This is a genomic window from Anaerocolumna sp. MB42-C2 (assembly GCF_030913705.1).
In the GTDB taxonomy this organism is placed as follows: domain Bacteria; phylum Bacillota; class Clostridia; order Lachnospirales; family Lachnospiraceae; genus Anaerocolumna.
Genome location: NZ_CP133190.1, coordinates 2905740 through 2927098 on the forward strand (window position 1 = coordinate 2905740; position 21359 = coordinate 2927098).

A 21359-nucleotide genomic window follows, 5' to 3' on the forward strand; every position below is an offset into this window, starting at 1 on the left:
GTTATAACGATTTTCTGAGGGCACGGAGTATCGAGACCTTTGCTTCCTCAACTGTTGTAGCAGAAGTATCTACCGAAAATCCTCTTGATTTTAACTCATTCATAACATAAGTTACCTGTGGTGCAGCCAGACCAATTTTCTCCAACTCCTTATAATGTTTAAAGACTTCATGTGGTCTATCATTATAAACAATTTCACCTTTATTCATTACAACCAGACGGTTGGCATATTTCGCAACATCTTCCATACTATGGGATACCAATATTATTGTAATATTACTTTCCTTATGAAGCCTTGCGATTTGTTCCAAGATTTCATCTCTTCCTTTCGGATCTAATCCGGCTGTCGGCTCATCTAAGATAAGAAGTTCCGGTTTCATTGCTAATACACCTGCAATTGCAACTCTTCTTTTTTGACCGCCGGATAGCTCAAAGGGTGAGGCATCCAGAACATCATCACTTAACCCCACCATTTTAATGGCATCATATGTTCTTAAATCCACTTCCAATTGTTCAAATCCCAGGTTTTTAGGACCAAAACTTACATCTTTATATACTGTGGTTTCAAACAGCTGGTGTTCCGGGTATTGAAAAACCAGTCCCACTTTGCTCCTTAACGCTTTCATATTAAAATTCTTATCGTAAATATCTTCACCCTTATAAAAGATGGTACCGCTTGTTCCTCTCATTAACCCATTTAAATGCTGTGTCAGAGTGGATTTACCGGATCCGGTATGACCGATAAGCCCAATAAAATCCCTCTCTTCAATTACCAGATTTATATCTTTTAATGCATGCTTTTCGTATGCATTTCCGGGACTGTATATATAATTTAATTTGTCCACAATCATTAACATAACAAAACCTCCCGCAGCGTACAGGAAAGTGCAGCACTTTACTGCCGTATCCTTAAGCTATACTGCTAATAGCTTCTACCAATTCCTCTATACTAAGTATTCCTTTGGGAATGTTAAGGCCGTCTTTTCTTAATTCGTAGGCCAGTTCCGTCACCTGGGGTACTGCAAGACGGTATTGCTTTAATTCTTCCACTCTTGAAAATATTTCTCTCGGAGTACCCTGCATAACAACCTTTCCCTTATCCATTACAATTACCTTATCTGCATGTATTACTTCTTCCATATAATGTGTGATAAGCAGCACCGTAACTTTTTCTCTTTTATTCAGTTCACGAATGGTTCGTATTACCTCTTTACGGCCGATTGGATCCAACATGGCGGTTGGCTCATCCAGAACGATACATTCCGGTTTCATTGCCATAATACCTGCAATCGCTACTCTTTGCTTTTGACCTCCGGATAACTTATTAGGAGAATGCTTGCGGTATTCCAGCATTCCTACGGCACTTAAGCTTTCTTCAACCCGCTTCCATATCTCTTCTGTAGGTACACCTAAATTTTCGGCACCAAACCCTACATCTTCTTCTACTACGGTAGCAATGATCTGATTATCCGGGTTCTGAAATACCATACCTGCAGCTTGTCGTATCTCCCAAATCTTGTCTTCTTCCCTTGTATTCATACCGTTAACCCAGACTGTTCCTTCCGTAGGCGTCAGAATTGCATTTATATGTTTTGCCATTGTGCTTTTACCGGAACCATTATGTCCTAAAATAGCCACAAAATCTCCCTTATTAACCTCGATATCTACATTGTCAATTGCACGGTTAATCGCCTCAACATTGCCCTCTTCATCCCGTCTTATATATTCATATATTAAATTTTCTGCTTTAATCATTCCCATGTATATAACCTTCTTATAAGTATAGTTACTTTCTTAACTTTCTACATTGTAAAGTATAATAATAATATTTGCAACGTATTTTTATTCGTGATTTTAATTCTTAAATTTTTATAACGATTATTACTTTTTTCTACCATATAACTATTTAGTTTGACTTTTCAAAGATTAAGTTATATAGTAACCTTAGTATTAAATACATATAAATAATTACTTTAAATAAGAATTTGTATCTATTACAATGATTATTTTCCTTTTATTTCCTTTTGTTTTGGTTTTATAATTAATTAATTACAAGAGTAGAAAGGACTATTGTGGTATGACAGATATAAAAAAAGAAATTTTTGAATGGGCAAAAGTTATTGTAATTGCCATTGCCATCGCATTTATATTAAATAATTACGTTATTGTAAATGCACAGGTACCTACCGGTTCCATGGAAAATACCGTTATGACGAAAGACAGAATTTTTGCATTCCGTCTGGCTTATCTTTTTGAAGATCCGCAAAGAGGAGATATCGTAGTTTTTCCTTTTCCAGATGATGAAAAAGTGAATTATCTGAAGCGAATTATAGGCTTACCCGGAGATACTGTCGAAATAAAGGATGGGAAAGTATACATAAATAACAGCAAAAAACCTCTAAAAGAGGATTATTTGAAAGAAACACCTACCGGCTCCTTTGGTCCGTATAAAGTCCCTGAAGATTCGTATTTCATGATGGGTGATAATCGGAATATATCAGAGGACTCCAGATATTGGAATAATCCCTATGTTAAAAAAGAAAAAATATTAGGTAAAGCTATCATACGCTATTATCCTTCCATCAAATCATTAAAATAACTATTGATTTTCATATCCAATCTACTTGTTTATATCTACCTTACTATAAATGTGCAAAAATAGCTGTTTCATTCATATGAAACAGCTATTTTATTTCTGCTATATTTAATTAACTCAGTTCAATTATACTAATTCGATTAATACTTCCATAGCAGCGTCACCCTTACGTTGACCGATCTTTACGATTCTTGTATAACCGCCGTTACGGCTTACATACTTAGGTGCAATTTCATCGAATAATTTATCTGTTACATCAACAGTTTTTGTATTTCTTTTTTTACCAGCTGCTTCTGTAGGTACTTCTGTAACGGAATAAAGGAATTTTAACATTTGTCTTCTTGCATGAAGGCGGGTTGCACTATCTTTTTTGATTGTTTTATCAACATCATCATATACTGTAACCTTTTTACCGTTAACAACTTCTTTCACTTTATTACCATCTTTATCTTTACGTGCAACTTTAGCTTTTACTGTTACTGTTTCGAAATTATCTTTTTCTTTCACAGCTAATGCTATCATACTTTCAGCGATTCTGCGGATTTCTTTTGCTTTCGCTTCAGTCGTTACTATTTTACCATTATATAATAAATTTGTTACTTGGTTTCTAAGCAACGCTTTCCTTTGGTTGGATGTTCTTCCAAGTTTTCTATAGCCTGCCATTGTTTTCCCTCCTTTAACTTCTGTTTTTAGTCATCGCTTACATTAAGTGATAAGCCAAGCTCTTTCAGCTTTGCAAGTACTTCCTCTAATGACTTACGACCAAGATTTCTAACCTTCATCATATCTTCAGAAGTTTTATTCGTTAATTCTTCAACCGTATTTATTCCGGCTCTCTTGAGACAATTGTAAGAACGAACTGATAACTCTAATTCGTCGATATTCATTTCCAGAACTTTTTCTTTTTCATTATCTTCTTTTTCAACCATGACTTCTGCGGTTTTAGCATTTTCGGACAAATCTATAAATGAATTAAGATGTTCACTTAAAACCTTAGCAGCTAAACTAACAGCTTCATCTGGAGCTAAAGTTCCGTTGGTATATACGTCTAGTGTAAGTTTATCAAAATCTGTTATTTGACCAACACGGGTATTCTCTACAGTTAAATTTACGCGTTCAACAGGTGTATAGATTGAGTCAATCGGTATTACACCAATTGGCAAATCATCATTCTTGTTTTTATCTGCACTAATGTATCCTCTGCCCTTAGTAATGGTAATTTCCATATACAATTTACTGTCATTGCCGCCGTTTAGTGTTGCAATCGGTAATTCAGGGTTAAGGATCTCAATATCCGGGTCAGCCTGGATATCCCCTGCTGTTACTACGCCTTCACCTTCGAATTCAATGTAAGCCGTCTTCGGTTCATTTGTCTCACTTGTATTTTTGATTGCTAAACTCTTTAGATTCATGATTATTTCAGTAACATCCTCTTTAACTCCAGGGATAGCACTGAATTCATGAACAACGCCATCAATCTTAACTTGACTGACTGCAGCACCGGGTAAGGATGAAAGCATAATTCTTCTCAAAGAATTACCCAAGGTTGTACCGTATCCTCGTTCCAAAGGTTCTACTACAAAACGTCCAAATTTTTTATCTTCAGAAATTTCTGCAATTTCAATTTTTGGTTTCTCAAAATCAAACACAATAGGACCCTCCTTTTGGGTTATTATGATACGATTACTGATTACTTAGAATACAACTCGACGATAAGCATTTCATTTACCGGAACATCGATTTGATCTCTTGAAGGAATCTCTTTCACTGTGCCTTTTAAAGCTTCATGATCAACTTCAAGCCAAGCTGGTATGGTTCTTCCAGCTGTTACTTCTAATACATCTTTATATCTTTGAGCGCTCTTGAATTTTTCTTTAATTTCAATAACGTCTCCTGCTTTTACAACATAGGATGGAATATTGATGCACTTTCCATTAACTAAAACGTGTTTATGGTCAACGATTTGTCTGGCTTCACTTCTTGTTCTTCCAAGTCCCAAACGGAATAATACGTTATCCAGTCTAAGTTCAAGGAGAATCATAAGATTTTCACCAGTTGTACCGTATTTCATTTTCTTTGCTTTATCAAAATTGTTTCTGAAAGGTTTCTCCAGAATACCATATATAAATTTAGCTTTTTGCTTTTCTCTTAATTGTGTACCATACTCACTTAATTTTTTTCCAGCTCTTGAAGAAGTTCTGTTAGACTTCTTGTCAATTCCTAAATAAGCAGGTTCCAGACCAAGTGATCTACATTTCTTTAAAACAGGACCCATGTCTCTTGCCATAAGTTTATTACCTCCTATTAGACTCTTCTGCGTTTAGGTGGTCTACATCCGTTATGTGGAACCGGAGTGACATCCTTAATACTGGTTACTTCAATGCCGCAAGCCTGAAGTGCACGAATTGCTGCTTCTCTTCCTGAACCCGGGCCTTTTACCATAACATCCACTGATCTTAAACCATGTACTAACGCTGCTTTAGCTGCTGTCTCAGCTGCCATCTGAGCTGCATATGGAGTGGATTTTCTGGAACCTCTAAATCCTAATCCGCCGGCACTAGCCCATGAAAGAGCATTGCCTTCTGCATCTGTCAGAGTAACAATTGTATTATTAAAAGATGACTGGATATGTGCCTGTCCACGATCGACGTTCTTTCTGACACGTTTCTTAGCCACTTTTTTTGCTATCTTTTTAGCCATTTAACAAACCCTCCTATTGGATTTTTAACTATTATTTCTTCTTATTTGCAACTGTACGCTTTGGTCCTTTTCTAGTTCTAGCGTTTGTCTTAGTTTTCTGACCACGAACCGGAAGACCTTTTCTATGACGGATTCCTCTATAGCATCCGATTTCCTGAAGTCTCTTAATATTAAGAGCGATTTCTCTACGTAAATCACCTTCAACCTGTTGGGTTGCGTCAATAATATCACGAATTCTAGCTACTTCTTCGTCAGTTAAATCTCTAACACGAGTGTCAGGATTAACGTTAGCTTCTTTAAGAATGCGGTTGGAACTTACTCTGCCGATACCATAAATATAAGTAAGTCCGATTTCTACACGTTTCTCTCTTGGTAAATCTACACCACTGATACGAGCCATGTGCGTATTACACCTCCGTTGGATTTTAATAAGAGTGACTGAATTCAGTATCATATAGAAACACTTGGCTCTATATGGTGAAATGCATACTTATCTTATCACCCTTTTTGGGATTAAATGTTACTTTTAAATACATATTCTAAATTTTTCGCAACAAACAACTCTTCCAAGTGTTTCATTGCACAGCCGCTTTAAATTGTGACAAACACAGGGAAAAATCCCCTGCTTGCTGTAAACATGATAATGACATGGTTTACAAAACAATTTATAAAACAAATTGTTCACAATATCACAATTGCAAAATGCAGATTGTAACACAAAAAGCAAGAACTATTCATATATATAACAATTGAAGACCGCCTAGAGGCCGGCTCTTCATTGAATATTAGCCTTGTCTTTGTTTGTGTCTGGGATTTTCACAGATTACTCTGATACTGCCCTTTCTTTTAATAATCTTGCACTTTTCACAGATTGGTTTTACTGATGACCTTACTTTCACAGTAATTCACTCCTTTCAAAAAAAGTCCGTCTATCATTATAACACTGATAGAACAGTAAATCAAGTAAAATAATAACATTTTTTTAATTTACTTGAAATTTATATAAATTATTTGTCACGCCAAATAATTCTACCTTTAGTTAAATCATATGGAGATAATTCCAGGGTAACTTTATCACCCGGTACAATTTTAATGAAGTTCATGCGCAGCTTTCCGCTGATATGTGCTAATACTCTATGCCCATTCTCTAACTCTACCTGAAACATTGCATTGGGTAATTTTTCGATTACGGTTCCTTCGATTTCTACTACATCTGATTTTGACATTATGTCACCTCCATGATTGGATATAACCATTAACTATTTCTAACAATAACTACATTTTACTGTTTCGATAAAGCTTAATTGCTTTTTTAACATCTTCATTGATTATCTTCTCTTGTTTTAACTGCTTTTCTGCCAGGTTTTTATCTTTATAATTAACCAATTGAATATGCTTTATATTCTTTTTCTTGGGTGTTTCAAAAGTTCGGTTTTTACCATCCATTAAATAAACATATTCTGACTCTGATTTAAGTATGACAAATACTTCACCTTTGTCATGGCCAGCCTTGGATATTGCTAAACTGCCGAGTTCGTACAACAACATATTGGTTCTCCACTTACATCTTATTCATTCTAATTACTTTCGTATGGATAATATCTCAGGTTCCTCTTCGGTTATTAGAATAGTATTTTCATAATGAGCTGATAATGATCCATCATCCGTAGACACGGTCCAGTCGTCATCTTCCCAATATACATCATAACGCCCTGCATTAACCATAGGCTCTATAGCAAATGTCATTCCCGGTTCTAACCGGATTCCTCTTCGCTTCTGACGGAAATTCGGTATCTGCGGTTCTTCGTGCATGTTTTTGCCGATTCCGTGACCAACAAGATCTCTAACGACAGAAAATCCAAAAGACTCTACATAATCTTGAATAGCAGCAGAGATTTCATATAGATGATTGCCAGCTTTTGCATGTTTAATACCTTCATAGAAGCTTTGTTCTGTAACTTCAATAAGTTTTAAGGCTTCTTTCGTTACTTCTCCAACCGCCCATGTCCTGGCAGCATCGGATTGATAACCTTTATAAATAACACCTGCGTCTAAACTGACAATATCGCCATCTCTTAAAAATGTACTCTTATTCGGGATTCCATGAACTACCTGCTCATTAATGGAAACACAGATAGAAGCAGGGAAACCATTATAGTTTAAAAAGGATGGTATACAACCATAGCTTCTGATAATCTCATCTGCTTTCTTGTCAATATCCAGGGTAGATATGCCGGGCTTTATATACTTTTCAAGCTCTTCATGTACAATAGCCAGGATGTTGCCAGCTTCACGCATTAATTCAATTTCTCTTTCTGATTTAATAATTACTGACATAATCTCTCCCAAGCATCAATATTTATTTCATATTAATGTATTGCATTTTTGCATTGAATAAATCCTTACTGTTCCAATATACTTACAATATCACTAAATACCTCAGCCATATCTTTAGTTCCGTCAACTTCAACTAAGATACCTTGATTTTTATAAAAATCAATTAAAGGCTGAGTCTGTTCATGATACACTTTTAATCTCTTTAAAACTGTTTCGGGCTTATCATCATCCCTTAATACCAATTCTGAACCACATACATCACAGATTCCTTCTACTTTAGTTGGAATGTGCTCTAAATGATAAGTAGCACCACAGTTTAAACAGGCTCTGCGGCCAGACATTCTGTTTACTATATTAGAATCCGGCACCTCAACATTTACTGCATAATCAATCTGTTCATTAATTACTTTTAATGCAGAATCTAATGCTTCTGCCTGGGGAATTGTTCTGGGAAAGCCATCGAATACATATCCATTAACACAGTCTTCTTTCTTAACCCTGTCTACAACAAGATCAACCACTAATTCATCCGGTACCAGTAAGCCCTGATCCATATAAGATTTGGCCTTATTACCAAGTTCAGTACCATTTTTAATATTTGCTCTGAATATATCTCCGGTCGATATATGCGGTATTCCGTATTTATCTGCTATTTTCTTAGCCTGTGTTCCTTTACCTGCTCCAGGCGCACCTAACATAATAATTTTCATTCTAACCTCCATGTACAGATAATATCTGCTTTTAGATCCATTACATCTTATAGAAACTGCAGAGCAGATTCTACTTCATACTTACATCATTATATGCACGGCGGTAATACATCGCCTTTATTTCAACTCTTTTCAAATGCCGATTAAATAGATTTAGCATAAAAGTATAATCTGCAAATGGCGGAGCAGTGGCTCCGCCTTAGCAAATTATATTATGTCTGTTAATCGTTTAAGAATCCTTTATAATGACGGACCAACATCTGAGATTCAATTTGTTTTGTTGTATCAAGAACAACACCTACAATAATGATTAAGGATGTTCCGCCAAAAGATACATCTGCACCAAAAGCTCCTGAAAAGAAAATAGGAATAACTGCTACTACGGTAAGACCAACAGCGCCTATAAATATTACATAATTTAATACTTTAGTTAAATAATCTGTTGTTGGCTTTCCTGGACGGATACCAGGAATAAATCCGCCCTGCTTTTTCATATTGTTTGATACTTCAATTGGATTAAAGGTAATTGAAGTATAGAAATAAGCAAAAAAGATTACCAATACGATGTAGATTAATAAACCAATGGAGTATTTAAATTCACCTAAACTTGTAAAATTACACCAGGTGTTTTGATTTAATAAGTACAATACTTTAGGCCAAATATATGCTCTAGCCGGAGTTACTCCAAAGAAAGATGAAATAACGATGGGAAATTGCAATAAAGAGCCTGCAAAGATTACCGGAATAACACCGGCTGTATTTACTTTTAAAGGAATATGAGAAGACTGACCGCCTACCATCTTCCTTCCTTGTACTTTCTTAGCATATTGTACGGGAATTTTTCTTTGCGCGTTCTGCAGTAAAACAATGAAAGCAACAACACCGGTTATAATAACAATAATTATAACTGCGCCTAGAAGTCCATTAATTACATTAGAAGCACCAGCGACAAATTTTTTATAAAGGTTTGTAATATCATTAGGCATTCTTGCAATGATATTAATTAAAAGGATAATTGAGATACCATTTCCAACGCCTTTTTCTGTAATTCTTTCGCCCAACCACATTAAGAATGCAGAACCGGCAGTTAAGGATGCTACGATGATAGCTACATTTGTAAATGTAGTACCACCCTCTAACAATCCTGAACTTCCGAAACCGATTGCCATAGCAATGGATTCGATCAGAGATAAACCGATTGTGACATAACGGGTAAACTCTACAATTTTCTTTCTACCGTCTTCTCCTTCTTTCTGAAGTTCCTCAAGTTTAGGAATTGCAATTGTGAGTAACTGCATAATAATGGAGGATGTAATATAGGGCGTAATGTTTAACGCAAATATTGACATTTGTGTAAAAGAACCACCTGTTAAAGTATCAAAGAATCCTAAAGAAGTCTGTGTTCCAATCCACTGTGAGAAATATTCTCTGTCGATACGTGGTACAGGAAGTTGAGAGCCAAGTCTTACTAAAATCAGTGCTATAAAAGTAAACACTAATTTACTTCTTATATCTTTAATCTTAAAAGCATTTCGGAACGTTTTAAACATATCCTAAATCACCTCAGCATTTCCACCAAGAGCTTTGATCTTTGCGATTGCACTTTCGCTGAATGCATTTACCTTAACATCAAGCTTCTTAGTAAGTTCTCCATTTCCTAGAATCTTAACACCATCTTTGGGGTTATTGATGATACCGATTTCCATTAATGATTCAACGGTAACAAGGGCGCCATCTTCAAATCTGTTTAATTTATCTACGTTAACTGAAATAATTTCTTTTGTATTTCTATTTGTAAAACCTCTTTTTGGTAATGTTCTGATAAATGGTGTCTGACCACCTTCAAAACCTACTCTTGGTGCTCCTGAACGAGCTTTTTGGCCTTTATGACCCTTACCTGCAGTTTTACCATTGCCTGAACCATGTCCGCGTCCTCTTCTAAAGTTTGCACTTTGTTTTGAACCGTCAGCTGGTCTTAATTCTGATAAATTCATCGTTACACCTCCTTACTCGTTTAGTGATTATATCTCTTCAACCTTTACTAAATGTCTTACTTGGTCAACCATGCCTCTGATTGCTGCATTGTCCGGCATCTCGACAGTTTTATTAGGTTTTTTCAGTCCTAATGCTTCAACTGTTTTCTTATGCTTTGGGATTGAGCCAATTGTAGATTTTACTAAAGTTATTTTTAATTTGTCTGCCATTTTTAGCCCCTCCTATCCTAACATCTCTTCTACAGAAATACCTCGAAGCTTAGCTACTTCTTCAGGAGTCTTTAAACTACTTAATCCTTCAATAGTAGCAAGAACCACGTTTTGCTTATTGTTAGAGCCGAGTGACTTAGTACGGATATTCTTAAAACCTGCAAGTTCCAGAACATTACGTGCCGGACCTCCTGCGATAACACCGGTACCTTCAGGGGAACGCTTTAATAATACAGAGGCGCTGCCGAATTTACCAATGTAATCATGTGGTACACTGCCATTCTCATCGATAGGAAGAGTGATTAATTTCTTCATCGCATCTTCTTTTCCCTTACGAATCGCTTCAGGAATTTCTGCTGCTTTTCCTAAACCTGCACCAACGTGTCCATTTTTGTCACCAACTACTACTAAAGCTGTAAATCTGAAATTACGTCCGCCTTTAACTACTTTAGTAACACGTTTAATTGATACTACTTTATCTTCTAATTCGCCAAGTTGACTAGCATCAACGATTGTACGTTTCATGTGTTTTCCTCCTTGCTTAGAATTCCAGACCAGCTTCTCTGGCTGCATCTGCTAATGCTTTTACCTTTCCCTGATATATGAAACCGCCTCTATCAAAGACAACTGCTGTAATACCTTTTTCCAATGCTTTCTTTGCAATAACAGTACCTAAATATGCTGCTGCTGCTACATCGTTTGTTTTATCGAGTTCAGCCTTAACATCCTTTTGAAGTGTAGAAGCCGATGCTAAAGTATTACCAACCGTATCGTCAATAATTTGAGCGTACATATGATTATTACTTCTAAACACAGCTAAACGTGGTCTTTCAGGAGTTCCGGTGAAACGATTACGTAATTTTCTATGTTTATTTAAACGAACTTCGGTTTTTGATTTCTTACTAACCATTGTATTTCACCTCCAATTATTTCTTACCAGTCTTACCAACTTTACGTCTAATCACTTCATCAGCATATTTAATACCCTTGCCCTTGTATGGTTCAGGTCTTCTCTTATCTCTGATTTCAGCAGCGTATTGGCCAACTTTTTCTTTATCAATACCTTTTACTGTAATCTTGTTCTGTCCTTCTAATACAGTTTCAACGCCTTCCGGATCAACCATTACTACTGGATGTGAATATCCTAATGTTAAGGTTAATTCCTTGCCGGCTTTTGCTGCTCTGTAACCAACACCGTTGATTTCAAGCACTTTTTCATAACCGGCTGTTACACCGATTACCATATTGTTAATTAATGTTCTCGTAAGGCCATGTAAAGATTTCATTCTTTTTAATTCATTAGGTCTGGTTACAACAACTTCAGAACCTTCTAACTTAATGATCATTTCAGAAGCTAAAACTCTTGAAAGAGTTCCTTTAGGTCCTTTTACGGTTAATTTATTATTTTCTGCAATATCAACAGTAACGCCTGCTGGTACCGCGATAGGCATTCTTCCTATACGTGACATGCCCGCACCTCCTATTATTTTTTGTAGGTAATCATAAATATTAACATTCTCATAATCTTTCTAAGAGGCCTGACTTAAGTAAAGACGTTATTCGTCTGCTTAAGAGGTTCGTTCTCAGAAAACTGGTGTCAGCGAAAACTCTCGCAACTACCAGATGAATGCTAATACCTCACCACCTACGTTAAGCTTTCTAGCTTCTTTATCAGTAACAACACCTTTGTTCGTAGAAATAATAGCTACACCAAGACCTCCAAGTACTTTTGGAAGCTCATCCTTGTTAGCATAAACACGAAGACCTGGCTTAGAGATTCTCTTAAGACCTGTAATAATCTTAACATTTTTATCTTTACCATATTTTAATGTAATATGGATGGTTTTAAAGTTATCTACTTCTTCAATATCATATTTCTTAATATAACCCTCTTTAAGAAGAATATCAGCGATAGCTATCTTCATCTTAGAAGCAGGTATATCTACCGTATCATGTTTTGCAGTACTTGCGTTACGGATTCTTGTAAGCATATCTGCAATTGGATCACTCATTGTCATGTCATTTGCCTCCTTCCTTGTTTCCTACCAGCTTGCTTTCTTAACACCTGGTATTTGTCCTTTATAAGCTAATTCACGGAAGCAGATTCTGCAAATTCCGTATTTTCTTAAATATGCATGTGGACGACCACAGATTCTGCAACGATTGTATTCTCTGGTAGAGAATTTTTGTGTACGCTGTTGCTTAATCTTCATAGACGTTTTAGCCATGGAATTCCCTCCTAACTATTTTTTGAATGGCATACCGAATAATGTCAATAATTCACGAGCTTCTTCATCTGTTTTAGCTGTGGTTACGAAGATAATATCCATTCCTCTAACCTTATCAATTTTGTCGTATTCGATTTCAGGGAAAATAACCTGCTCTTTAATACCAAGGGAGTAATTTCCTCTTCCGTCAAATGCATTGCCATTAACACCTCTAAAGTCACGTACACGAGGTAATGCTAAATTAATAAGACGATCTGCAAATTCATACATTTTATCGCCTCTTAAAGTAACCTTACATCCGATTGGCATACCTTCTCTGATTTTAAAGTTAGCAACGGATTTCTTAGCTTTTGTTACAACAGCTTTTTGTCCTGCTATGATTTCCATATCTTTAATTGCGGCGTCTAAAAGCTTGGAATTATCTTTTGCTTCACCAACGCCCATGTTAATTACGATTTTATTTAATTTAGGCACTTCCATAACATTCTTATATCCGAATTTTTTGGTCATACCATCCATAATTTCATTTAAATAAGTTTCTTTTAATCTAGTCAACTTATGAGACCTCCTCTCTTAGAATTAGTCGATTACTTCGCCGGTTGATTTCGCAATACGAACTTTCTTGGAACCTTTTTTACCTTCAGTGGTTGTAAAACCAATTCTGGTAACTTTGCCCTTGTGAACGTACATAACGTTTGAAATATCAATCGGTGATTCCTGGTGGAGAATTCCACCCTTGGGATTAGCTTGGCTGGCTTTGCTATGTTTTGTAACCATATTAATGCCTTCCACTAATACTTTGCTATCCATAACAGCAATTACTTTGCCTTCTTTGCCTTTATCTTTACCGGTTACAACTTTAACGTTATCACCTTTTTTGATTTTAATAGTAGACACAGGTTTCCACCTCCTTATAATACTTCTGGTGCTAATGAAACGATTTTCATGAATTGTTTTTCTCTTAATTCTCTTGCTACTGGTCCGAAGATACGAGTTCCTTTTGGATTCTTATCTTCTTTTATAATAACAGCTGCATTTTCATCAAATTTGATATAGGAACCATCTTTACGACGAGCTCCTTTTACAGTACGAACGACAACAGCTTTAACAACGTCACCTTTTTTAACAACACCACCTGGTGTTGCATCTTTAACCGACGCAACAATAATATCGCCGATACCAGCATATCTTCTGGTGGACCCGCCAAGTACACGGATGCAAAGTAATTCTTTTGCGCCTGTATTGTCAGCAACTCTAAGTCTTGATTCTTGTTGTATCATGACTTTACTCCTTTCAGCACTACTTATTTCGCTCTTTCGATAATTTCAACAAGTCTCCATCTCTTATCTTTTGATATAGGTCTTGTTTCCATAACTTTTACTCTATCACCAATATTGCATTCATTGTTCTCATCATGTGCCTTTAATTTATAAGTTCTTTTTACAATCTTGTTGTATAAAGGATGCTTCACATGGTCAATTACTGCTACTGTAATGGTTTTATCCATTTTATCACTGATAACTTTACCAGTACGAACTTTTCTCAGATTTCTTTCCACAACAATTTCTCCTTTCCTAAATCGTCGATTCCCGTGATTAGTTAGAAGCCTTAGCTTTTTCAGAAATCACTGTTTGAATTCTTGCAATATTTTTTCTAACTTCTTTAATTCTGCTTGTATTATCTAACTGATTTGTTGCGTTCTGGAACCTTAAGTTAAAAAGTTCCTTTTTAGCAGCTACTAATTCTTCATTTAATTCGGAAGCATTTTTTACTTTTAAGTCTTCTACATATTTATTAGTTTTCACTGCCCGCACCTCCTTCTAAGTCTGCGCGAGAAACTACTTTACACTTAACCGGTAATTTATGCATAGCAAGACGTAATGCTTCTCTGGCTAATTCTTCAGGAACACCTGAAATTTCGAACATTACACGTCCTGGCTTTACAACTGCTACCCAGTATTCTAATGAGCCTTTACCAGAACCCATTCGAGTTTCAGCTGGTTTCGTTGTTACAGGTTTATCGGGGAATATTTTAATCCAAACTTTACCACCACGTTTGATATAACGAGTCATAGCAATACGGGCAGCTTCGATTTGGTTTGATTTAATCCAAGCTGGTTCTAATGATACCAGACCAAATTCGCCGTTAGAGATAGTGTTACCTCTTAATGCTTTTCCTGCCATGGAGCCACGGAATTGTTTACGGCGTTTTACTCTTTTTGGCATTAACATTATTTATCGCTCCCTTCCTTTTTTGCCTTTGTTGGAAGTACTTCACCCTGGTAAATCCAAACTTTAACGCCTAATTTACCATAAGTGGTATCTGCTTCTGCAAATCCATAATCAATATCCGCACGTAAGGTCTGTAACGGAATAGTTCCTTCACTGTAGAATTCAGTACGAGCCATATCAGCACCGCCAAGACGTCCTGCAACAGCAGCTTTAATACCTTTTGCTCCTGATTTCATCGTTCTTGACATAGTTGATTTCATTGCTCTTCTGAAAGAAATACGATTTTCAAGTTGAGCGGCAATATTTTCAGCTACTAATTGAGCATTCATATCCGGTTTCTTGATTTCTTTGATATCTACCATTAATTTCTTAGTAGTAAATCTTTGAATATCTGTTTTTAATTTTTCAATTTCAGATCCGCCTTTACCGATTACTACACCGGGTTTTGCAGTGAAAATGATAACCTTTAAACGATCAGATGCACGTTCGATTTCAATCTTAGCAACACCTGCACTGTATAATTTCTTTTTCAGATATGTTCTGATATTGTAGTCTTCTACTAAGTTGTCTGCAAAATCAGCTTCAGCATACCATCTTGAGTCCCAGTCACTAATAACTCCGACTCTTAAGCCATGAGGATTAACTTTCTGTCCCATTATTGCCCTCCTTATCTTTCATTTAGTACAACAGTGATATGGCTTAATCTCTTTAAAATTCTGTAAGCTCTACCCTGTGCCCTAGGTCTGATTCTCTTCATTGTCGGTGCCTGATTTGCGTAGCACTCTTGAATATATAATTTCGTTACGTCCATGCCATTATTATTTTCAGCATTAGCAATTGCGGATTTTAAAACCTTCTCTATGACAGTTGATGCATATCTTGGATTGTAAGCTAAAATACCAAGAGCTGTCTCAACATCTTTACCTCGGATGGCGTCTAAAACGAAACAAGCTTTCTGTACAGATACTCTTGAATAAGAAACTTTTGCTTTCGGTCTTGTATCTCTGTTCTCATTTCTTTCTCTTTTAATCTGGGATCTATGTCCTTTCGCCATGGATGAAACCTCCTTTCAATTCCAATCTATCTTATCTCTTAGTCTTCTTTTCGTCTTTTCCATGTCCTCTATAAGTTCTGGTAGCTACAAACTCACCTAGTTTGTGTCCAACCATATCTTCTGTTACATATACAGGCACATGTCTTCTTCCGTCATGAACTGCGATTGTATGTCCAACCATCTGAGGGAAAATTGTAGAACGACGTGACCAAGTCTTTATAACAGACTTATCACCTGCTTTATTCATAGCATCTACTTTTTTAAGTAAATGATCATCAGCAAATGGTCCTTTTTTTAATGAACGAGCCATAGGTTTAACCTCCTTAATTATTTAACAGTTTTACCGTCTCTTCTTCTTACGATCAGTTTGTTAGACTTCTTGTTGGTCTTTCTTGTCTTTAAGCCAAGAGCAGGTTTACCCCAAGGTGTTACAGGGCCTGGACGACCAATACCAGTCTTACCTTCACCACCACCGTGTGGATGGTCATTCGGGTTCATTACGGAACCGCGGACAGTAGGTCTGATACCCATGTGACGTTTACGACCGGCTTTACCAATGTTAATTAATTCATGATCAATGTTACCAACCTGGCCAACCGTTGCACGGCAGATAATTGGAACTAATCTCATTTCGCCAGAAGGTAAACGAAGTGTTGCATATTTTCCTTCTTTCGCCATTAACTGTGCTGCGTTACCTGCGGAACGAACTAACTGTCCGCCTTTGCCAGGATATAATTCAATGTTGTGTACCTGTGTACCAACCGGAATGTTCTGAAGTGGTAAGCAGTTACCTACTCTTACTTCTGCAGTTTCGCCATTCATGATTGTGGTTCCAACGGTAAGTCCGTTAGGAGCAAGAATGTAAGCTTTTTCGCCGTCTGCATAGCAGATTAAAGCGATATTAGCTGTTCTGTTCGGATCATATTCGATCGTTTTAACAACGGCCGGAATACCATCTTTTTTCCTCTTAAAATCAATAATTCTATATTTTCTTCTAGAGCCGCCGCCCTGATGTCTTACAGTAATTTTTCCTTGATTGTTACGACCTGCATTTTTATTAATAGAAACTACTAAAGATTTTTCAGGTGTAGCTGTTGTGATTTCTGTAAAATCAGATGCAGTCATATGTCTTCTGGAAGGTGTATATGGGTTAAACTTTTTAATTCCCATCTTTTGCACTCCTTTCGAGCAATTATTTTATTCTTTTATCGGCGAATAAACACCATAAGTTGTTTGCTGCTTATTACAGACCTGCAAAAATTTCGATTTCTGCACTGTCTTCTGTTAATTGAACGATTGCTTTCTTTTTAGCTGAAGTTTTACCGGTTGTATTACCACGTCTGCGGTTTTTACCCTCTAAATTCATTGTGTTAACACTTACAACCTTTGTTCCCGGGAACATTTTCTCTACAGCTTCTCTAATCTGGTTCTTTGTAGCATCCGGATGAACGGAGAATGTATATTTCTTCTCGCTCATGGAGTTCATACTCTTTTCAGTAATAACCGGTTTGAGTATAACATCATAATATTTTAAATCTGCCATTATGCGTACACCTCCTCAATCTTTGCCACTGCATCCTTGGTTAATACTAATGAATCATATTTTAAGATATCATATACATTAATCGTGTTAGGTAATGCAGTTCTAATAGAAGGAATATTTCTTGCAGAAAGAATTACGTTATCATTTTTCTCTCCAAGAACTACTAATGCTTTATTAACATTTAAGCTTTCAAGTACTGCTGCCATTTTCTTTGTTTTTACTTCGTCAAGCTTCAGCTCATCCAGTACGAAAATCTTCTCAGCTGCTACTCTGGTAGTTAAAGCTGACTTTAATGCGATTCTCTTTTCCTTTCTGTTTAACTTAAAGGAATAATCTCTTGGCTTTGGAGCAAATACCACGCCGCCGCCTTTCCATTGAGGTGATCTTGTTGAACCCTGTCTAGCATGACCGGTTCCTTTTTGTCTCCAGGGTTTTCTTCCGCCGCCGCTTACTTCTGCACGTGTCTTAGCGCTTTGTGTTCCCTGACGTTTATTTGCAAGTTGTTGAACAACTGCCAAATGAACTAAATGTTCATTCACTTCTACTCCGAAGATAGCATCGTTTAATTCAATAGAACCAACGGCTTTGCCTTCCATATTATAAACAGATACGTTTGCCATCTGTGTGTTCCTCCTTTCTCAAAGCTTCTAGTTTGCTTTTACGGTATTCTTTAACATTACCAAAGATTTCTTAGGTCCTGGAACAGCACCTTTAACTAAGATAATGTTATTTGCGATGTCAATTCTGACAACTTCAAGATTCTGAATGGTTACTTTTACATGTCCCATATGTCCTGGCATGTGCTTTCCTTTAAATACTCTACCAGGGCTGGTAGCAGCACCATTGGAACCTGCATGTCTGTGGAATTTGGAACCATGAGCCATAGGTCCTCTCGACTGGTTGTATCTCTTAATTGCACCTTGGAATCCTTTACCTTTTGACTTAGCAGTAGCATCAACTCTTTCACCTTCTGCGAAGATGTCAGCTTTTATTTCTTGTCCTACTGTGTAATCAGCGGCATTTTCAAACTTGAACTCTTTAAGATGTTTTTTGTTTGCAACACCTGCTTTTGCAAAGTGTCCTTTTCTTGGCTTATTTACTAATACTTCGCGGATATCGCCAAAGCCAACCTGAACGGCGCTGTATCCATCGTTTTCAACAGTTTTAACCTGTGTTACCGCACAAGGTCCAGCCTGTAATACAGTTACAGGAATTAACGCTCCGTTTTCATTGAAAATCTGAGTCATTCCGACTTTCGTAGCTAAAATTGCTTTTTTCATTGCTTATTGCACCTCCTGTTTAATCTACAGCGGATTACACGATTCGTGTAATCATCCTAGACGGTCTACCTTGGGTGCCGGTTACAGTATTGAACCTTTACCTATATATAAACCCTAAAGGATTTCTTTTTGTTTCATTAAATAAATCATTCATCGGACAAAAAAATATTAATTAAAATTATTTCATTTTAATGTCGATGTACACACCAGCCGGCATTTCTAATCTTGATAATGCATCAACTGTTTTTTGTGTAGGTGTGATGATATCGATTAATCTCTTATGAGTTCTTTGTTCGAACTGCTCTCTGGAATCTTTGTACTTGTGTACCGCTCTGAGAATAGTAACTACTTCCTTCTTAGTAGGTAGGGGTACCGGTCCACTCACCTTTGATCCTGTCTTTTTTACAGTCTCGATGATTTTTGCAGCTGATTGATCGATTAATTGATGATCATACGCTTTCAATGTAATTCTCATTACTTGACTTGCCATAAAAAAAGTCGCCTCCTTTTCGCACTTAATTGCAGTACGACAAGCGGTGACTGTACACTCAACCGTGTGTGTCATTGCATCAAAACCATTTTTTGTAAATTTCAACGTTTCATTTACAGTATAGCTTTGCAAGACTTACCCACGTTTATCTGCCTTAGGCAGAAAGACTTGTTTTGTACAGTGACTTGTCGCCAGTTTCATAACTTGACATTCGCTCCACGGAAAACCTACATAATATGTAGCAACCTCACGTTTCTACGCTATCAATGTCACAGCACTAATTAGTATACTACAGGAAAATAATTAATGCAAGTATTTTTTTTACAAATATTTATTTTTATTTTAAATTTTTTATTGTATTCTATTTCTACGTTTACAAGTAGAGTCATTCCTGTTATAGGAACTAAATCCTGTTCCTATAGTCGGATGCGCGGCGGTAAAATCACCGCCTTTTATCAGAAGTTTAAAAAGCAACTTCTGATAAGTTATATTATAGGTTATTTTTTTCTAATCTATTCCAGCAAAATGAGAAGTAGGTTTCTTCTGAAAAAAGATCCATACAATCCCGATTATCCCATATAAAGGCAGTATATCACCCAGCGGCTTTTACGGATTGCACAGACCATTTGCTTTTACCAGATTCCCTGAGCAATCATAGCATTAGCTACTTTCTCAAACCCTGCAATATTAGCTCCTAAAACATAGTTGCCCTTATCTCCGTAACGTTTTGCAGCATCGGACATGTTATGGAAAATGTTAAGCATGATACGCTTCAACTTTTCATCAACTTCTTCAAACGACCAACTAAGCCTTTCACTATTCTGAGACATTTCCAAAGCGGATGTGGCTACGCCGCCGGCATTAGCGGCCTTACCGGGTGCAAATAATACGCCATGGCTCTGTAAGTATTCTGTAGCTTCCAAAGTCGTCGGCATATTAGCCCCCTCTGCTACGGCCATACAATGATTGGCTACTAAAGCTTTTGCATCTTCTAAAAACAGCTCATTCTGAGTAGCACATGGAAGCGCAATATCACATTTCACATTCCATACCCCTCTCCCCTTGTGATATACTGAATTTGGTCTGTATTTTTTATATTCAGTAAGCCGTCCGCGGTTTACTTCCTTAATTAATTGAAGTGCAGCTATATCAATTCCCTCCGGATCATAAACCCATCCGTCAGAATCACTGACAGTGATTACCTTTGCTCCCAGTTGAAATGCCTTTTGTGCAGCATAAATAGCTACATTACCGGAACCTGATATTGCAACCAGTTTGCCGGTTATATCAGAATCATTGCATTTTAACATTTCCTCCACCAGATACAACAGACCATAACCCGTAGCTTCCTTACGTACCAGGGAACCTCCGTAGGTCAAACCCTTGCCGGTTAAAACTCCTTCATAAGTACCTTTTATCTTTTTAAACTGTCCGAACATATAACCGATTTCTCTTGCGCCGGTACCGATATCTCCGGCAGGAACGTCGACATCTGCTCCAATATATTTATATAATTCCGACATAAAACTTGTACAAAATGCAAGCACTTCTCGATCTGATTTGCCTTTCGGGTCAAAATCGGAGCCTCCTTTTGCACCACCGATAGGAAGTCCAGTCAGGGAATTTTTAAAAACCTGTTCAAATCCCAGGAATTTTATAATCCCAATATTAACAGAAGGATGCAGTCTTAACCCCCCTTTATAAGGGCCTACAGCATTATTAAACTGTACCCGGTAGCCGGTATTGACCTGAACTTGTCCTTTATCATCCACCCAGGGGACACGGAACTTAATCTGTCTGTCAGGCTCAACCAATCTTTCCAGTAATGCTTCCTTTCTGTACTTTGCTTCATTTACCTTAACAATGGGTCTTAAGGAATCCAATACTTCTTTTACTGCCTGATGAAACTCCTGCTCTGCAGGGTTTTTGCGGACTACAGCCTCGAGTACCTCATCAACATAATCCATAGCTTCTTCTCCTTTACAA

36 protein-coding genes are annotated in these 21359 nt (G+C 36.9%); 1 reads left to right on the forward strand and 35 read right to left on the reverse strand.

What is annotated here, in order from left to right; all coding sequences use genetic code 11:
* Position 1 precedes the first annotated feature (1 nt).
* Both RBU59_RS12695 and RBU59_RS12700 read right to left on the reverse strand, forming a co-directional pair.
* Complete coding sequence (locus RBU59_RS12695) at positions 2 to 856, reverse strand: energy-coupling factor transporter ATPase (protein WP_308148237.1); 855 nt, start codon at positions 854 to 856, stop codon at positions 2 to 4.
* Positions 857 to 908: 52 nt separating this feature from the next.
* Complete coding sequence (locus RBU59_RS12700) at positions 909 to 1760, reverse strand: energy-coupling factor transporter ATPase (protein ID WP_308148238.1); 852 nt, start codon at positions 1758 to 1760, stop codon at positions 909 to 911.
* 316 nt (positions 1761 to 2076) lie between these two features.
* Here RBU59_RS12700 and lepB point away from each other — a divergent pair, with 316 nt between their 5' ends.
* Positions 2077 to 2598, forward strand: a complete 522-nt coding sequence (gene lepB / locus RBU59_RS12705) for a signal peptidase I (RefSeq protein WP_308148239.1) — start codon at positions 2077 to 2079, stop codon at positions 2596 to 2598.
* Positions 2599 to 2721: 123 nt separating this feature from the next.
* Here the strand turns inward: lepB and RBU59_RS12710 are convergent, their stop codons facing one another.
* The 33 genes from RBU59_RS12710 to gdhA all read right to left on the reverse strand — a co-directional run bounded on the left by RBU59_RS12710 (position 2722) and on the right by gdhA (position 21340).
* Positions 2722 to 3258 carry a bL17 family ribosomal protein gene (locus RBU59_RS12710; RefSeq protein ID WP_308148240.1) on the reverse strand — a complete coding sequence of 179 codons (537 nt, stop codon included), beginning with the start codon at positions 3256 to 3258 and terminating at the stop codon, positions 2722 to 2724.
* A 26-nt stretch (positions 3259 to 3284) separates the two neighbouring features.
* Positions 3285 to 4244: a DNA-directed RNA polymerase subunit alpha gene (locus RBU59_RS12715; RefSeq protein WP_161837440.1), complete on the reverse strand. Its 960-nt coding sequence runs from the start codon at positions 4242 to 4244 to the stop codon at positions 3285 to 3287.
* Positions 4245 to 4285: 41 nt separating this feature from the next.
* A complete protein-coding gene (gene rpsD / locus RBU59_RS12720; RefSeq protein WP_308148241.1) occupies positions 4286 to 4882 on the reverse strand; it encodes a 30S ribosomal protein S4 in 597 nt (198 codons plus the stop codon).
* A 17-nt stretch (positions 4883 to 4899) separates the two neighbouring features.
* Entirely contained in the window at positions 4900 to 5295 is a 396-nt protein-coding gene (gene rpsK, locus RBU59_RS12725; protein ID WP_161837438.1) for a 30S ribosomal protein S11, read from the reverse strand.
* Positions 5296 to 5326: 31 nt separating this feature from the next.
* Complete coding sequence (gene rpsM, locus RBU59_RS12730; RefSeq protein ID WP_161837437.1) at positions 5327 to 5695, reverse strand: 30S ribosomal protein S13; 369 nt, start codon at positions 5693 to 5695, stop codon at positions 5327 to 5329.
* Positions 5696 to 6080: 385 nt separating this feature from the next.
* Positions 6081 to 6194, reverse strand: a complete 114-nt coding sequence (gene rpmJ / locus RBU59_RS12735; RefSeq protein ID WP_073285411.1) for a 50S ribosomal protein L36 — start codon at positions 6192 to 6194, stop codon at positions 6081 to 6083.
* 108 nt (positions 6195 to 6302) lie between these two features.
* Positions 6303 to 6521 (reverse strand): translation initiation factor IF-1, encoded by a 219-nt coding sequence (gene infA / locus RBU59_RS12740; protein WP_033168705.1) that lies wholly within the window; start codon positions 6519 to 6521, stop codon positions 6303 to 6305.
* A gap of 49 nt (positions 6522 to 6570) precedes the next feature.
* Positions 6571 to 6843, reverse strand: a complete 273-nt coding sequence (locus RBU59_RS12745) for a KOW domain-containing RNA-binding protein (RefSeq protein WP_308148242.1) — start codon at positions 6841 to 6843, stop codon at positions 6571 to 6573.
* A 33-nt stretch (positions 6844 to 6876) separates the two neighbouring features.
* Entirely contained in the window at positions 6877 to 7632 is a 756-nt protein-coding gene (gene map / locus RBU59_RS12750) for a type I methionyl aminopeptidase (protein WP_308148243.1), read from the reverse strand.
* Positions 7633 to 7697: 65 nt separating this feature from the next.
* On the reverse strand, positions 7698 to 8342 hold the full coding sequence (locus RBU59_RS12755) for an adenylate kinase (RefSeq protein WP_308148244.1): 645 nt from the start codon (positions 8340 to 8342) through the stop codon (positions 7698 to 7700).
* A gap of 221 nt (positions 8343 to 8563) precedes the next feature.
* A complete protein-coding gene (gene secY / locus RBU59_RS12760; RefSeq protein WP_308148245.1) occupies positions 8564 to 9892 on the reverse strand; it encodes a preprotein translocase subunit SecY in 1329 nt (442 codons plus the stop codon).
* Positions 9893 to 9895: 3 nt separating this feature from the next.
* A complete protein-coding gene (gene rplO / locus RBU59_RS12765; protein ID WP_308148246.1) occupies positions 9896 to 10336 on the reverse strand; it encodes a 50S ribosomal protein L15 in 441 nt (146 codons plus the stop codon).
* A gap of 27 nt (positions 10337 to 10363) precedes the next feature.
* Positions 10364 to 10546 (reverse strand): 50S ribosomal protein L30, encoded by a 183-nt coding sequence (rpmD, locus tag RBU59_RS12770; protein ID WP_308148247.1) that lies wholly within the window; start codon positions 10544 to 10546, stop codon positions 10364 to 10366.
* Positions 10547 to 10558: 12 nt separating this feature from the next.
* Positions 10559 to 11071, reverse strand: a complete 513-nt coding sequence (gene rpsE, locus RBU59_RS12775) for a 30S ribosomal protein S5 (RefSeq protein WP_308148248.1) — start codon at positions 11069 to 11071, stop codon at positions 10559 to 10561.
* A 16-nt stretch (positions 11072 to 11087) separates the two neighbouring features.
* On the reverse strand, positions 11088 to 11456 hold the full coding sequence (rplR, locus tag RBU59_RS12780) for a 50S ribosomal protein L18 (protein ID WP_308148249.1): 369 nt from the start codon (positions 11454 to 11456) through the stop codon (positions 11088 to 11090).
* Positions 11457 to 11472: 16 nt separating this feature from the next.
* A complete protein-coding gene (rplF, locus tag RBU59_RS12785; RefSeq protein WP_308148250.1) occupies positions 11473 to 12015 on the reverse strand; it encodes a 50S ribosomal protein L6 in 543 nt (180 codons plus the stop codon).
* A 147-nt stretch (positions 12016 to 12162) separates the two neighbouring features.
* The gene (gene rpsH, locus RBU59_RS12790; protein WP_308148251.1) at positions 12163 to 12564 is read right to left on the reverse strand and encodes a 30S ribosomal protein S8; all 402 of its coding nucleotides are present in this window, start codon (positions 12562 to 12564) and stop codon (positions 12163 to 12165) included.
* A 24-nt stretch (positions 12565 to 12588) separates the two neighbouring features.
* Positions 12589 to 12774, reverse strand: coding sequence for a type Z 30S ribosomal protein S14 (locus tag RBU59_RS12795; protein ID WP_161837430.1), 186 nt, complete (start codon positions 12772 to 12774; stop codon positions 12589 to 12591).
* Positions 12775 to 12789: 15 nt separating this feature from the next.
* Complete coding sequence (rplE, locus tag RBU59_RS12800; RefSeq protein ID WP_308148252.1) at positions 12790 to 13329, reverse strand: 50S ribosomal protein L5; 540 nt, start codon at positions 13327 to 13329, stop codon at positions 12790 to 12792.
* Between the two features lie 24 nt (positions 13330 to 13353).
* The gene (gene rplX / locus RBU59_RS12805; RefSeq protein ID WP_308148253.1) at positions 13354 to 13671 is read right to left on the reverse strand and encodes a 50S ribosomal protein L24; all 318 of its coding nucleotides are present in this window, start codon (positions 13669 to 13671) and stop codon (positions 13354 to 13356) included.
* 14 nt (positions 13672 to 13685) lie between these two features.
* Entirely contained in the window at positions 13686 to 14054 is a 369-nt protein-coding gene (gene rplN, locus RBU59_RS12810; RefSeq protein ID WP_161837427.1) for a 50S ribosomal protein L14, read from the reverse strand.
* A gap of 23 nt (positions 14055 to 14077) precedes the next feature.
* Positions 14078 to 14332 carry a 30S ribosomal protein S17 gene (gene rpsQ, locus RBU59_RS12815; protein WP_408609500.1) on the reverse strand — a complete coding sequence of 85 codons (255 nt, stop codon included), beginning with the start codon at positions 14330 to 14332 and terminating at the stop codon, positions 14078 to 14080.
* Positions 14333 to 14369: 37 nt separating this feature from the next.
* Complete coding sequence (rpmC, locus tag RBU59_RS12820) at positions 14370 to 14579, reverse strand: 50S ribosomal protein L29 (protein ID WP_308148254.1); 210 nt, start codon at positions 14577 to 14579, stop codon at positions 14370 to 14372.
* Positions 14569 to 15006, reverse strand: coding sequence for a 50S ribosomal protein L16 (gene rplP / locus RBU59_RS12825; protein ID WP_308148255.1), 438 nt, complete (start codon positions 15004 to 15006; stop codon positions 14569 to 14571). Before rplP ends, rpmC begins: the two co-directional genes overlap by 11 nt.
* Positions 15006 to 15662: a 30S ribosomal protein S3 gene (gene rpsC / locus RBU59_RS12830; protein WP_308148256.1), complete on the reverse strand. Its 657-nt coding sequence runs from the start codon at positions 15660 to 15662 to the stop codon at positions 15006 to 15008. Before rpsC ends, rplP begins: the two co-directional genes overlap by 1 nt.
* Before the next feature lie 11 nt (positions 15663 to 15673).
* The gene (gene rplV / locus RBU59_RS12835) at positions 15674 to 16060 is read right to left on the reverse strand and encodes a 50S ribosomal protein L22 (protein WP_308148257.1); all 387 of its coding nucleotides are present in this window, start codon (positions 16058 to 16060) and stop codon (positions 15674 to 15676) included.
* Between the two features lie 31 nt (positions 16061 to 16091).
* Positions 16092 to 16370: a 30S ribosomal protein S19 gene (gene rpsS, locus RBU59_RS12840; protein ID WP_161837422.1), complete on the reverse strand. Its 279-nt coding sequence runs from the start codon at positions 16368 to 16370 to the stop codon at positions 16092 to 16094.
* Positions 16371 to 16387: 17 nt separating this feature from the next.
* Entirely contained in the window at positions 16388 to 17230 is an 843-nt protein-coding gene (gene rplB, locus RBU59_RS12845) for a 50S ribosomal protein L2 (protein WP_308148258.1), read from the reverse strand.
* 73 nt (positions 17231 to 17303) lie between these two features.
* The gene (gene rplW, locus RBU59_RS12850; protein WP_161837420.1) at positions 17304 to 17603 is read right to left on the reverse strand and encodes a 50S ribosomal protein L23; all 300 of its coding nucleotides are present in this window, start codon (positions 17601 to 17603) and stop codon (positions 17304 to 17306) included.
* Positions 17603 to 18223: a 50S ribosomal protein L4 gene (gene rplD, locus RBU59_RS12855; RefSeq protein ID WP_308148259.1), complete on the reverse strand. Its 621-nt coding sequence runs from the start codon at positions 18221 to 18223 to the stop codon at positions 17603 to 17605. The genes rplW and rplD overlap by 1 nt, the downstream gene beginning before the upstream one ends.
* A gap of 27 nt (positions 18224 to 18250) precedes the next feature.
* Positions 18251 to 18883 (reverse strand): 50S ribosomal protein L3, encoded by a 633-nt coding sequence (gene rplC / locus RBU59_RS12860; RefSeq protein ID WP_308148260.1) that lies wholly within the window; start codon positions 18881 to 18883, stop codon positions 18251 to 18253.
* A 178-nt stretch (positions 18884 to 19061) separates the two neighbouring features.
* Positions 19062 to 19373 (reverse strand): 30S ribosomal protein S10, encoded by a 312-nt coding sequence (rpsJ, locus tag RBU59_RS12865; RefSeq protein ID WP_308148261.1) that lies wholly within the window; start codon positions 19371 to 19373, stop codon positions 19062 to 19064.
* Between the two features lie 632 nt (positions 19374 to 20005).
* The gene (gene gdhA / locus RBU59_RS12870) at positions 20006 to 21340 is read right to left on the reverse strand and encodes an NADP-specific glutamate dehydrogenase (protein ID WP_308148262.1); all 1335 of its coding nucleotides are present in this window, start codon (positions 21338 to 21340) and stop codon (positions 20006 to 20008) included.
* Positions 21341 to 21359: the final 19 nt, after the last annotated feature.